The sequence below is a fragment of the Shewanella algicola genome (assembly GCF_014648035.1).
In the GTDB taxonomy this organism is placed as follows: domain Bacteria; phylum Pseudomonadota; class Gammaproteobacteria; order Enterobacterales; family Shewanellaceae; genus Shewanella; species Shewanella algicola.
In genome coordinates, this window is sequence record NZ_BMQI01000028.1 from 18,180 (window position 1) to 32,331 (window position 14,152).

General features: G+C 34.4%; 13 protein-coding genes. 1 reads left to right on the top strand and 12 read right to left on the bottom strand.

All coding sequences use genetic code 11. The features are described from left to right. The 11 genes from IEY42_RS12935 to IEY42_RS12985 form a co-directional block, all read right to left on the bottom strand. Positions 1 to 1,104, bottom strand: coding sequence for a glycosyltransferase family protein (locus IEY42_RS12935; RefSeq protein WP_188925621.1), 1,104 nt, complete (start codon positions 1,102 to 1,104; stop codon positions 1 to 3). Continuing rightward, positions 1,104 to 2,285: a glycosyltransferase family A protein gene (locus IEY42_RS12940; protein ID WP_188925622.1), complete on the bottom strand. Its 1,182-nt coding sequence runs from the start codon at positions 2,283 to 2,285 to the stop codon at positions 1,104 to 1,106. Before IEY42_RS12940 ends, IEY42_RS12935 begins: the two co-directional genes overlap by 1 nt. Next, entirely contained in the window at positions 2,275 to 3,420 is a 1,146-nt protein-coding gene (locus IEY42_RS12945; RefSeq protein WP_188925623.1) for an O-antigen ligase family protein, read from the bottom strand. The genes IEY42_RS12940 and IEY42_RS12945 overlap by 11 nt, the downstream gene beginning before the upstream one ends. Before the next feature lie 78 nt (positions 3,421 to 3,498). After that, the gene (locus tag IEY42_RS12950) at positions 3,499 to 4,914 is read right to left on the bottom strand and encodes an oligosaccharide flippase family protein (RefSeq protein ID WP_188925624.1); all 1,416 of its coding nucleotides are present in this window, start codon (positions 4,912 to 4,914) and stop codon (positions 3,499 to 3,501) included. 1 nt (position 4,915) lies between these two features. Then, entirely contained in the window at positions 4,916 to 6,022 is a 1,107-nt protein-coding gene (locus IEY42_RS12955) for a hypothetical protein (RefSeq protein WP_188925625.1), read from the bottom strand. A gap of 11 nt (positions 6,023 to 6,033) precedes the next feature. Then, positions 6,034 to 7,209 carry a DegT/DnrJ/EryC1/StrS family aminotransferase gene (locus IEY42_RS12960; protein ID WP_188925626.1) on the bottom strand — a complete coding sequence of 392 codons (1,176 nt, stop codon included), beginning with the start codon at positions 7,207 to 7,209 and terminating at the stop codon, positions 6,034 to 6,036. Beyond that, on the bottom strand, positions 7,202 to 8,128 hold the full coding sequence (locus IEY42_RS12965; protein WP_188925627.1) for a GDP-L-fucose synthase family protein: 927 nt from the start codon (positions 8,126 to 8,128) through the stop codon (positions 7,202 to 7,204). Before IEY42_RS12965 ends, IEY42_RS12960 begins: the two co-directional genes overlap by 8 nt. 8 nt (positions 8,129 to 8,136) lie before the next feature. Further along, positions 8,137 to 9,261, bottom strand: coding sequence for a GDP-mannose 4,6-dehydratase (gene gmd / locus IEY42_RS12970; protein WP_188925628.1), 1,125 nt, complete (start codon positions 9,259 to 9,261; stop codon positions 8,137 to 8,139). Between the two features lie 138 nt (positions 9,262 to 9,399). Then, positions 9,400 to 10,833 (bottom strand): phosphomannomutase, encoded by a 1,434-nt coding sequence (locus IEY42_RS12975; protein ID WP_188925629.1) that lies wholly within the window; start codon positions 10,831 to 10,833, stop codon positions 9,400 to 9,402. Positions 10,834 to 10,842: 9 nt separating this feature from the next. After that, positions 10,843 to 12,255, bottom strand: coding sequence for a mannose-1-phosphate guanylyltransferase/mannose-6-phosphate isomerase (locus IEY42_RS12980; RefSeq protein ID WP_188925630.1), 1,413 nt, complete (start codon positions 12,253 to 12,255; stop codon positions 10,843 to 10,845). Between the two features lie 58 nt (positions 12,256 to 12,313). Next, positions 12,314 to 12,622, bottom strand: a complete 309-nt coding sequence (locus tag IEY42_RS12985) for an NUDIX hydrolase (RefSeq protein ID WP_188925631.1) — start codon at positions 12,620 to 12,622, stop codon at positions 12,314 to 12,316. A gap of 57 nt (positions 12,623 to 12,679) precedes the next feature. Here IEY42_RS12985 and IEY42_RS12990 point away from each other — a divergent pair, with 57 nt between their 5' ends. Further along, positions 12,680 to 13,873, top strand: coding sequence for an IS4 family transposase (locus tag IEY42_RS12990; RefSeq protein ID WP_188925659.1), 1,194 nt, complete (start codon positions 12,680 to 12,682; stop codon positions 13,871 to 13,873). Positions 13,874 to 13,888: 15 nt separating this feature from the next. Here the strand turns inward: IEY42_RS12990 and IEY42_RS12995 are convergent, their stop codons facing one another. Next, complete coding sequence (locus IEY42_RS12995) at positions 13,889 to 14,077, bottom strand: NUDIX domain-containing protein (protein WP_188925660.1); 189 nt, start codon at positions 14,075 to 14,077, stop codon at positions 13,889 to 13,891. Positions 14,078 to 14,152 lie beyond the last annotated feature (75 nt).

Genomic DNA, 14,152 nt, shown 5'->3' on the forward strand with positions numbered 1-14,152 from the left:
TCAGACTAACCTTGTTAGTAATGATTTCCATGTATGATTCAATAAAATATAATCCTTTCTAATTAAACTAGCATCAGATATTTCTTCATCCGACAAAGATAAAATATCATTTAAATTAGATAAGTTTTGATTAAGAACAAATTTTTCTCCACCTCTATAATTGGGCAATCCATAAAAATCATTACAAACCATAGCACCTGGACACATTGAGACATTGAAGAACTTAGAGGGGAAAAAAAACTTTTCATTTATTCCTTCGCTATATCTAAGACAAAAATTGAATTTAGAACGCATTTGAAATGATAACACAACATCTTGCTCTACTAATCCATGATATATAATATTATCAAACTGATTTGAGAATCTTAGTACTTCAGATTGTAAACTTCCTCTACCGAATATATGTAAATCCATTCGCTGTTTATTCATACTCCAAGCTTTTATTAATTTATCTATTCCATTGTGTTTTTCTAACGCTCCAGCGAAAGTTGCAATACTATCTACATACTTCGGATATTTAGAAGCTTGAAATCCGAAATCAGTTACCCCTCCCTTAAATACAATTTCTTTATTAACATCCACTTTCAAATAATTTGTTAGTGTAGAGCTAACCGGTATAAAAACTTTATAAAACCTAGCCAACTTACTTGCCAAATAGTCTTGCACTTTAGATAAAAAACTGAATTCACCTCCGACTTTTAGGTCTTGTAATATTAAAACAGTTTTTGTGGAAACTATAAAACTACTAAATAAGATAAAAAAAGATTCGAAAGGATAGTTATTAAAAACGATTACTTTATGAGGTCTTTCCTTGACTATTTTATAGAATATAAGTAAAGAAAAAATAAGATTTTTAATTATAGGCAGGTTAAAAAAAGAAATAAAACATCCAGAGCTATCAGATGTACCATTTTCAAACAAAGAACCTTTAGGCCAACAAGCTCTGGGTTCCATAGATAAGTAATAAAAATTTTCTACACCGAAGACGTCTTTGGAATCATCAATTATTTTTTGTTGTACAATATCTCCAGCAGGTGAAGCTGCAGAATTTTTTAAAGCACCAACATTAGAGAAATGCCCTACAAAAATGACTTTATTATTCATTACTTAAAAACCTTAAGTATGTGCAGCATTAAAAACACATAGTATGATTTATTTGTTATAACGACGTAATTAAGAAAACGAGCTAACTTAAACCTTGATACTCTTAAAGAAAACCATGTTGGTTCATAAATGTGTTTGGAATTAGACAACGATAAAACCTCATTATTGTCTTGAGAATATTCAGTTAAAAAAGATATATTATTTTCAATAGGCTTAAACATTAGTTTTATTTTACTTAGTGGATCCGATGAATATTTAGATGTAACGGTGTAATCAAATAACTGCAAATAATTAATAGGTTTGAGTCCATAAATATCTAACTCTACTGGTGTTATTTTACCATTTACTTCAAGGCTACACTGCTCCCTTTCCATAAACTGATCATAGCAAGTAGCATTTTCATTAAAATCTTGAAAATCAGGTAAGGAATTAAATTGCTCAGGTATAGGAACCTGTAAAATTGAAGTACCTGTCGTATTATGTGTTCCACCGCTGTCAGCACAGTTACTTGAAATAGAAGAGTATGGATAGACAAAATATTTATTAGTATCCACCAAATATGTTGAATAATATTTTTTCCATGATGAACTCGGCCAATTTGCGAGTTGCACAGGTATATCATGCCTGTCTTGCAAATTAAACATTGAATTGCTTGTATACCATTTCTTGAATTCTGACCATTGCTCAAATGTCCATATTTGCCCCCAAGAAGAGGCAACTTTCATGAAATAATTAGAATAGCCATTTTCGCAGGCTTCGAATGGCAAATTTGCATATTCATTGTATTTAGGGGAATATAATGAAATACCTGCAATGTCAGTGACCCCCTTATACTTACTAATTGCATTTTTAATATAAAGTATGAAATTTTTGGAAATAACTAAATCATCTTCTAAAATAACTACTGAGTTATACTTTTCAGTCAAATCTCCACACCAAAGAATATGGTTTCTTAGACCCAAATTCTTCGTTCGTTTTATAACACTTACATCAATTATTTCGAAATTTCTCTTGAAATTATCAGCTACTAATAATACGTCATCAGATGCTCCCCCATCTAATGAAATAATAATTTCAAAATAATCATCGGTAAAGTCTAAGCTACTTAAAGATTTTAGAAGACGTTCTAATGATTTAGCCCTACTAAAAGCAGGTATTATAATTGCGCATTTATTTTTCAATGCATATTTCCTTTTTCTTTATAATGTCTCTAGCTACAAAAAAGACAACAAGGTACACCGCGATCAACCGATAATCATCAAAAATAGTGTTAATAAGAAAAGCAGTAATTAACGGATAAAAGAATATTAATTCTTTTGTATTCTTTGGTAACAATGGTAGTAATAGCAACGGTAATAGTAATAAGCCATAGGATAGATTAAATCTGATTAAATCTGAATGAGGTCTAAATATATGACCATCTTGAACTAAATTATAACCATTACCCCATGGTAAAACATTGAAGTTTGATAAAAAGTATTTATATTTTTCACCTCGGCCGCCACCTAAACTATCTTCTTGATTAAACCGTTCTAGAATACTTTCGTATATATAGTATAAGTCTTGAGTTTGAATGACTACGATAAAAATAGATAGACTGATAAAAACAGAAAGTAACAACTTAGAAACTAATTTTAATTCACTGATAAATAGAATATATGTTACAAAGATACAAAGTAGTGATAGAAGTCCTCCACGACTTTGAGTTAATAATATAAGCCAAACTGCTGCAATAGAAATTAAAAAACGAAACAACTTAGATTTATCAACTACTAATATCCCACACAACAATATCGTAACAAAATAAGATGCAGAGTTTGGATCTTTAAATATATATGGAAAACGCAGATGCATCAATAAATCTTCAACATTTCCTCTAGTTTCAGGATAAATTGAATTAATAATTCGTCCATAAAAAGTTGGATCAAGGTAGAAGATAATACTCATTAAAATAAGATGAAGAAACGTTAGCCTAAGCAAAATAACTAAAACACGCTCCGTACTAAATTGTTTTAAATTTATAGCAAAGACATAAAAAAACCATAAAGAGATTAATTGCAAACCTCTCTTTAGATTATCAATTCTGTTAATATCTTCACCATATAAAACACTTGAAAGAACTATAGAAGATAACATTGCTAATAATATATATTTAACAATTGATAATTTAATGCCTTTTTCTAAAAAAAACCATACAATTAGGAATAATAGTGAAATTGGAATAGAAAAAGGAACTGTTAACCTAGGTAGAAATAATAGGTCTATCAATACAACAAACAAAACCATCAAATTCTTTAACTCATAAGAGACTTTCAATTAACTCTCCATGTAAAAATAGTTGACTTTAAAACAAACCAATAAACTGTAAACTTATTTAATTAACACTCATAAAATCTAACTTAAAACCTTTCTCATTGGATTAAAAAAAGCAAGCATTAAAAAACTACCAACAATAAAATTAATAAATAAATCTAAAAAACTAGATAAATCTAAGTCAACTAGAAAACTATTAAATAATATATAAAAACCAATAGGTGGTAAAACTACAAGTATACCTTTGAACAGATATAAATAGAAATTAATAGGACTATTCTTAAAACAAAACTTGAAAAGGATAAAGTATGCTTGAAAAAAGTTAACACAATAAGCAAAAACCAAGCCCAAAGCTAAATATTCAACTTCTCCAATGTAAACTCCTACAACGATGGCTGCAATATTTAAAATAGCTGAAACAAAACCTGAAATAAATAGGAGTCTGGGCTTATTCATAACTTGAAAAAAAGAACCCGTCGTCGATAACACAGCCTGAACAGGTATAATAAAGGTAAATATTTTTACTAATGGTTCTATTGCTAGCCACTGCGAACCGAATAGGAATAAAATAACACTATTGCAGTTTATATATATAAATACGCTTATTGGTAATGATAAGGCTAATAGTCTGCTAGTTAATAGGTTATGCTCTTTAATAACTTTTGATTTATCATTTCGATATTTAGTAAGTACAGGCTGGATAGCTGGGGTCATCGCAAAGGTAGTGACCATCAAAGGATAACGCATTAATTGATAAGCCTTATCATACATACCTACGGATACCATACCAAAATATTTAGCTACTAAAATATTATCCAAATTTCTAGAAAAATAATTTATGAAGTTAAAACCGAATTGATATAATGAAAAGCTAAGAATAGATTTAATATGATGTAATTCTATTCCAAAATAAGGTCTACCTATTTGTGTATTTATAGATATGATCCAAATAAATGTAAATCTTGTAAAACCTTGAACAGCAGGTCTTGCGGCTAAAGATAATAAGCCATAGCCATTAGTAAAAAGTGCATACACTAATGCTAGTGATATACATTCTACTAAAATATCAACAATTGCGATATGTATGAACTTTGCATCTTTATTCATCGCTGTAATAGGAACAATATTTAGCGAATTAAAAAAAATTGCAATACATACAAAAAAAGCAATATCCTGATATTCATAGCCCCCATAAAAATAGTTTAAAGCATATGAAAAAAAGAAAAAAACAATGGAAAGAATACACCCTATTACTGCTGTAACCGAAAAAATACCGTCACGCTTTTCACTAGAAAAGTTCTCCTCATTGATAATAGCCGGACCAATTCCTACATCAGCCAACATCTGAAAGAAAATCACAAACACTTGAATTGATGCAATAATCCCGAATTGTTCAGGTGTGAATAAACGAGCATAAATTGCTAAAGAAGCAAATTGTACAATATAAATTGATAAACGACCGGTAACACTTTTAGCTATAGCTCTATATAATTGCATACTATGACAAACCATTAAACCTGTTAGCTATATATTTCAAAGAAATCGTTTTTCTATTTTCTAATATGGAATTTACTTTTCTTTTAATATTGATATCGTTGAAAATTAATTCCTCAAAAACTTTAACCAACGATTCTCTATCTGAAAAATAGCTAGTCGCAACATTCAAGCAAGACAAATTATTAAAATCATCATTTACAATAAAAGGTAATGCATACTCTGCCATTAAGTAACTAGCACCTGAATCTTTTGACTGTCCATAAGTTTCACCATTAGAGTCGACTTTAACATCTGAAAAAATAACATCAGCCCTCCTCATTTGCAGCTCAAAACACTCATTCGTAACATAGCTTTCATAACATGTAATATTATTTAATTTTTTATCAAGAATATTTGATTTTATATATTTACCATCTGCATTGTTTTTAAGCTGACCAAGTAAAATAAAATCCACATTGGGATAACTTTCTACAAGGAACAAAAAGTTTTTATAATTCCTCCTTTGAGAACATACAATCCCTGGATAAACTACTTTTTTTCTTATACTATCAGTATCAGTATCAGTATCAGTATCAGTATCAGTAAAACTCATTTTGAAAGGAATTACATCAACGTTCACATATTCATATTTCGAAACCAAATAATCTTTTTGATTATTACTATTAACTACAACTTTATTAAGGTTTTTTATTATTCCTTTTCGCCAAATATAATGAATATTTTCACGAGTTTTTTTATATAGCCCATCAGCATCACTTCTAAAGTTAAACCATTTGTTTATATTATGTACAGTTAAAGAAAAGTTTTGACTAAACAAAGATAATATAAAATATTCTAAATATTGACTATATAAAGAGGCAACAAGTACATCGTCAAATTTTTTAAACTCCTTTATATACTTAGGTATAGAAGATATAGATAAATCACCCAAAACAACCACACCAACAAATGAATTAATTTTAACTAAATCATTTTCAACTAGATCGTAACAGTCTTTTGTAGTATAAACAGTGAATTCCCAACCTTTTAATTCACATATTCTAGCCCAATTAAGAATTATAGGAGTATGGTTTTTAACACCTGGTTCAATAAGTGCAATTTTTTTCATATATAGTCACGTTACTTAATTAGAAGAGAAGCTAATAAATTTATTTCACTCTCTATATTATTTTGATGATTACCCACAAATAATCCATACTCATCAAGATATTCAGCCGCTTCAAATGTACCACTAGTCTCATAATCAAAATGTTCAAGTACTTCCTTATTCTTGAGAAAATTACCGGTTACAATCGGACGACACTCAATACCATTTTCTGTCAATAGCTTTACAACCTCTGCTCTATTGAAAGGAGCATTTTCCTTAATTATTAAAGAGAAACCAAACCAACTGCTTTGACCAGTCTCTTGCTGAATTTGAAAATATGGATGACTTTCAAATAGACTTTGAAACAACTTTGCATTTTTACGTCGCATCTCAATAAAACCAGGTAACTTCTTAAGTTGCTCTATACCTAAAGCCCCACTCATTTCTAAGGGACGAACGTTGTAACCAGGCAATACAAATTTGAATGATTCTTCAAAAAGGTCATCACTTTTTTCACCTGTCACCCTATTAAATTTAGGTAAGTTACGAGTCCAACCATGAGCTCGTATACAAAGCAAAATATGGTACAACTCTTCATCATCAGTAACGACGCAACCACCTTCCATTGTTGCTATATGATGAGAGAAAAATGAACTATAAGTTCCCATCACACCGAAGGTGCCAGCCTGTTTTCCATTAAGAGTAGCGCCCATTGATTCACAGTTATCTTCAAGAATAAAAATATCTCTATCGCCAATGATTTCATTCATACGAACATAATCATTAGGATTACCCAGTAGATTAACCGATAAGATAGCTTTGGTTTTATCTGTAATTGCTGCTTCTAACTTATCTAAATCCATATTCAGCGTACAACGGTCAATATCAACAAACTTAACTTTTAAGCCATACTGTTGAAGCGGAAAGTAGGTCGTAGACCAAGAAACTGCCGGGACGATTATTTCATCGCCACGCTTTAATCTCAGTGATTCATTTTTTGTAAAAAACAAGGAAGCAATCATTAATAAGTTTGCGGTTGAACCTGAACTCACCATTAGTGCATATTTAGAACCAAAAAACTGAGCAAAGTCCTTCTCATACTGGGCAACTTCTTTACCCATAGAAAACATATCTGAATCAATTACTCGTTGAATCGCCGAATATTCTTTTTCATCCCAAGTGCTACTCGCTAACGAATAATTAATCATTACAATATTCTCCTAAATAAAAGTCATACGTTTTTTTAATACCAGCTTCTAAACTCGTCTTGTAGTTCCAGCCAAACGACTTTAGTTTTGTGTCATCAATCAATCTTTGCCTAACACCTACAGGTTTACTTAGGTCATGGCTAAATGCCCCTGAGTAACCGACTACACGAGCCACTGCTTCATAATATTCGTTTATGCTATAGTCCAACCCCAAACCAACATTTAGGTTTTGAGGCATACTTTCAAACTTTTCTAAAGCAAAGAAAATAAATTCAGCTAAATCCTCGGCATAAAGAAATTCACGACGAGCTTCCCCATCTCCCCATATCTCGATTATTGATTGATTATTTCTTTTTGCTTCATCAACCCTTCTAATCACAGCTGGTATCATATGCGAATTTTTTGGTTCAAATTTATCAAATTTCCCATATAAATTACATGGAATGATCGTTTTATACATTCGACGCGAATTTTCTTTACAAATGTATTCACACAAGCGAGTACTAGTGATTTTTGAAAGGGCATACCCTTCATTGGCAGAATCAAGCTCACCTTTAAAAATCATATCTTCTGACAAGGGGTTAATCCCATCACGTGGATACATGCATGAACTACTTATGTTTAAAAAACGGCTTACGCCTAAGGCATTTGAAGCTGTTAATATATTAATTCCCATCTGCATATTTTCTACTAAAAATTTAACAGGATGAGCCAGATTAGCATGAATACCACCAACAATACCTGCTGCGTGTATAACCATGTCCGGTTTATGTTTTAATATATACTGACGGACGGCATTGCCGTCCAACAAGTTAAGTTCTGTGCTCGTGGGTGATAAAAACTCATGATTATGGCTCGCTGAAACTGCAAGAATATTTTTACCCAACATGCCATTGGCACCTGTTAATAAAACTTTCATATTATTAACTACTCAACTGATACAGAGGTTGCAAAACCGTGTGCTTTTAAAATTGCGTGCTGTTTAGCCTTTTGTAAATCGTTAGCAACCATTTCTGCACACATTTCTTCAACTGTAATTTCTGGAACCCAACCTAATTGTGCTTTGGCTTTTGATGGATCACCCAGTAACGTTTCCACTTCAGCAGGACGAAAGTAACGAGGATCAACTTTAACAATCACATCGCCCACTTTTAAAGCTGGTGCATTATCACCAGTAATTGCTTTTACTTTCGCAATTTCATCAACACCTTCACCAGAAAACTCTAATTCAATACCAGCTTCTTTAGCTGAAAGAGTAACAAATTCTCGTACACTAATTTGCTTTCCTGTTGCAATAACAAAGTCATCTGCTACATCTTGCTGCAACATCATCCATTGCATACGAACATAATCTTTTGCATGACCCCAATCACGTAATGCACCCATATTACCTAAATATAAGCATGACTCTAAACCTTGAGCAATATTTGCAACTGCACGGGTTATCTTACGTGTAACGAACGTTTCACCGCGACGGGGGGATTCATGATTGAACAAAATACCGTTACATGCATACATACCGTAGGATTCGCGGTAGTTTACAACAATCCAATACGCGTACATTTTCGCTACCGCATAAGGAGAGCGAGGGTGGAATGGTGTTGTTTCTTTTTGCGGGATCTCTTGTACTTCACCATATAACTCAGAAGTTGATGCTTGATAAAATTTTGTTTTCTTTTCTAATCCTAAAAATCTTATAGCTTCTAATAATCGTAGAGTACCCATGGCATCAACATCAGCAGTATATTCAGGACATTCAAAAGAAACTGCTACATGTGATTGCGCCCCGAGGTTATAGACCTCATCTGGTTGCACATCATTAATGATACGCGTCAGATTAGACGAATCAGTTAAGTCACCATAATGCAAAAAAAACTTTGGATTGTCCTCATGAATATCTTGGTACAGATGATCCACACGATGGGTATTAAACATTGATGAACGACGTTTTATACCATGTACTTCATACCCTTTTTCTAATAATAACTCTGCAAGATAAGAGCCATCTTGACCTGTAATACCTGTGATTAATGCTACTTTATTTTTTGTCATGGTCTTTCCTATTACAATTATTTATTTAAATCTAAAAATGAATCATAGAGAACACCTAATACATTAAGGAAACCAATAAATACTTTTGTTTTCTCAATGTGGTGCTAAGCATCTCTGTACTATCATTGGTGAATTAGTCTATAACGTATGAATATTACTCAAACTTTTTATAACACTATCACTTGCCTGAGTGTAACTATCAGCTTCGGCATAACATCGTAATTCAGGTGCATTCCCCGATGGGCGTAGGTGAACAATTAGACCATCTGCTAGTGTTATTCTTAGCCCATCGGTCTTATCAACATTTTTAATGTCTACATTTGCAAAGCCCAGCTGCTCCATTAGTTTTGCAGGATTTTGCTGGCCTTTCGCAATAATTGTCTGACTATTTTCAGTAGCAAAATTTTGAATACGATCACTGTGTGTAAAACGTTGCGGCAGTGCACTAACCAATGCTGAAATTACATTATCACCTGCTGCAGCTAAAACAATTATTACGGGTAGTAGCGCATCACGTGTTGGTAACGCTTTTAACTGCTGACCGTTAAAGTGCACATCGCTGCCCAGTAAAAAGCCACCATTGGCTTCAAAACCCGCAACTGTGCTAAATTTTTTTGCTAGATTAGCAAATTCAGCTATTACATAGGGCGAGCCAATTTTGGTTCTTTCTACATATTTAAATTTTTTACAATTTTCAATTGCTGTATTACAACTGACAGGCACAGCTAAAGCTTGAATATTTAATTCAACGGCAGTTAATAAACCAAGAATATCTCCACGTAACCAGTTTCCATTCTCATCAGAGACTAATGGCCTATCGCCATCTCCATCAGTTGAAAAAATAGCATCAAAACCATATTGCTTTGACCATACTTTTGCTTTCGCGACATCTTCAGTTGATACCGCTTCAGTATCAATAGGCACAAACTCATCACTTCGTTCTAGTGAAATAACTTCAGCGCCCAATTTTTCAAAAATACGGTAGTAAAGATCACGGCCTGCGCTTGAATGCTCATAAATACCTATACGTTTTCCGGTTAACCATGCTGTATCAAACAGTGAAGTATAACGAGTTATATATTTTTCTGCGGCACGGTCACTCACCGTTAACCCTGGTAAGTCAGCAAGTTCAGAAAATTCAACTTGTTCGTTGATGATCACTTGCTCATCAGCTTTACTAATTTCACCATCTGGGCGGTAAAACTTAAGCCCATTACGATCAAAAGGTATATGACTTCCGGTAACCATAATGGCGGGAATATTATCTTCCTGAGCAACGTAAGCTAACGCAGGGGTTGGTACAACACCGTAATAAACAACATCTATATTTAGTTGTTGTAATGCTGATGCACAGGCTTTTGCCATCGCGTAACTACTAGGACGATTGTCTATGGCTAGGGCTACCATTTTAAAACTAAAATGACGCTTCATGCCTACTATAAATGCAACCACAAAAGCCGCACATACATCAGGGGAAAATTGTGAGACTAAACCACGCGCGCCACTGGTACCAAAAGCAACACCACTTTCTGCAATTACTGTAGAGCTTATTAGTTTCGAATTAACAGTCATGCCAGATCCTTATAGACGACCGTAACGATCTTCAAATCGAACGATATCATCTTCACCAAGGTAACTTCCCGTTTGCACTTCAATCATCTCAAGTGGTATTTTCCCAGGGTTTTCCAAAGCATGGATAACTCCAACAGGAATATAGGTAGATTCATTCTCAGTAAGTAATATCGTTTTATCGCCATTAAGTACACTCGCGGTACCCGATACAATAATCCAATGCTCTGAGCGGTGATGATGTTTCTGAATTGAGAGTTTCTCGCCAGGTTTAACTGTTATGCGCTTAACCTGATCTCTTTTCCCAAAATCTATAGAGTCGTATTTACCCCATGGACGATAAACTTCACGATGTAGTTTATGTTCAGTTCGACCTGATTCTTTCAAGTGATTGACAATAGCTTTTACATCTTGGACTTTATCTTTATCAGCCACTAAAATTGCATCTTTGGTTTGAATAACAACGAAATTATTAACACCTACAGTGGCTATTAACTTATCTTCTGCATACAGATAGTTATTCTTTGAATCAACGGTAATGGCATCCCCTTTGATGACATTATCATTTTTATCTTTAACAGAAACGTCCCATAAAGCAGAAAATGATCCAACGTCGCTCCAACCAGCATCCATTGGGACAACCATAGCGCCATCTGTTTGCTCCATTACAACATAATCAATTGAGTCATCAGGACAGGTTTCAAAAATAGATTTGTCTACACGAACAAACTCTAAGTCTTGTGATGGAGCAGCTATGGCACGTTTGCAAACATCTAACATATCTGGAGCAAACTTAGCTAACTCTTCAAGATAACGACTAGCCTTGAATAGGAACATACCTGAGTTCCAGTAATAATCACCGCTTGCTAAATAGGTTTTTGCAGTTTTCAAATCAGGTTTTTCAACAAACTCACTAACAGCAAAAGCATTCCCTTCTTTTCTGCCCGATTTAATATAACCATAACCGGTTTCCGGTGCACTAGGTACGATACCAAAGGTAACCAATTTTCCATCAGCTGCAAACGACAAAGCTTTTTCCACCGATTCTTCAAAAGCTTTTATATTTTCAATCACATGATCCGCTGCAAGTACTAATAAAATAGGATCTTCATCATTAGCAGCATTGTTAACAGCTTGCAGTGCTGCAAGCGCTATTGCAGGAGCAGTATTTCTACCTACAGGTTCTAAAATAATACCGCCATGCTTAAAACCACCTAATCGCATCTGCTCAGCTGCTATAAAACGATGTTCTTCATTACAGATTAAAACAGGAGGAGTATGTTCAATACCTGATAAACGTGTAACAGTTTGCTGAAGCATCGACAGCTCACCTGTCACCGTTAGAAACTGCTTCGGGTAAAGTTCACGAGAAAGCGGCCACAATCTGCTGCCAGTACCTCCAGCCATAATGACGGGTAAAATCATAAAAAGTCCTGTTTTAATTTTTCAGTTTAAGCTAAATAAAAGCTAATGTGTATTTAGGTTATAAATTGAAATACCAAAGAGTGTGTTTGTGAATATTTGGGTATTTAAGTAATTCAATTTCTGGAAGCCAGATATATTGATTATGCTGTTCTGTCGGCAGTGATAACAAAGAATCATTGATGATCAAACGATAACCAAGTGCTATGTAGTGAGTACTGAAACCTTCACCACTCACATTATCTACATAAGGGTGTTCAAAGGGTCCGATGAGCTCAGCTTGAGAAATATTGAACTCCACTCCGAGTCTGACGAATCCCCACAAAAAGACAAACGGAAATAATGAGATAGGCGAAAGTATGAGGAACATTCATGGCATTTGGTGATCAAATTTATCGCCAAACAAAAATTACCACGAGTAAATGCCATGAATGCGAAACAAGTTTTATCAAAATGCCTATCGCTTGTCACCCCGTTAATGCACAAAACACGCCGACAAAGTTTGTTTTCAGCAATCGAAAGCTCAATGAACGGTGCCTCCTTATCAATCACTGGCCTTGGTCGCGATATTGATAGTAAAGTCATGGAAAAGCATAAGATTAAACGTGTAGATAGACTTTGTAGTAACGCCAACTTACATCGCGATATTGAGTTCATCTATACCCGTATGACCTACCTGTTAGTCGGGACAGTGAAACAGCCAATCATTCATATCGATTGGTCAGATCTTGATGACCGAAAGCAACATTTTCTTATCCGAGCATCACTCGCTTCTCAAGGACGCTCTTTAACACTTTACGAAGAGATACACCCACAGAATAAGAAAGAGAAGCCAAGAACTCACCTATTATTTTTGACAAAACTAAAGGCTATGCTGCCCAATAACTGCAAGCCTATCATCGTAACTGACGCTGGCTTTCGCATCCCTTGGTTCAAACAGATTTTGTCTCTTGAGTGGGATTATGTAGGCCGCTTTAGAAATAGAACGCACTGTAGAAAAATCGCGATTAATCATTGGTATCCAGTCAAAAAACTTTACGCTCAAGCAAGCTCTAGAGCGAAGAATCTCGGCGAATACTTTTTAGGTGAACAGGTCTCTTTCAATTCTCGTTTAGTTATCTTCAAACGTGACCCTAAAGGACGAAAAGATAGAACTGCAACAGGTGATAAAGCTAGGCTGAGCAAGCGGTCTCGTGCAAGTGCTGAGCGAGAAAAAGAGCCTTGGTTACTCGCGACATCTCTTTGTAACTCAAGTGCTACCGCTAAAAGAATCATTAAGATTTATGCGACTAGGATGCAGATAGAAGAAAGCTTTAGGGATGTTAAAACAGGCCTAAAAATGAATGATAGTGGTACTCGAATAGGGAGCAAGCTCGGTGTATTGTTACTCATTGCCTGCCTATCTCAATTTGTGCTTTACCTGCTAGGCTTAGCCGTCAAAGCTGCTGATAAGCACTGGCAATATCAAGCGAACTCAATAAAGCACCGCAACGTTCTTTCAAACCAGTTCATTGGCTTGAGGGCATACAAAGATAGGAATTTGAAGTTGTTGAAATCGCATTGGCTAACAGCCATCAAGACACTACAAGGCTTAGTTCGGGAACCACAAGCATGCTATTAAATTCGTGGGGATCCGTCAGACTCCGAGTTCATTTTTTGCCAACCTCTTAAACGCTGCAGACATTAATTCGTCTTTCTTAATCCTTCCACCAGGTACAAACCAACCCCCTTGCGCAGGTCTGTTGTTGCGTTTCCCCAAAAGGACTTCACCTTTTTGGTTATATACAACAAAATCAATGGAGACTAATGGGGTATTTTCTATTATCGTTTTGAAGGTAACATCACAAAATTCTGACTAGGTTTGATTGAAGTTAAATTAATTAACTCAACTTTTCACCTC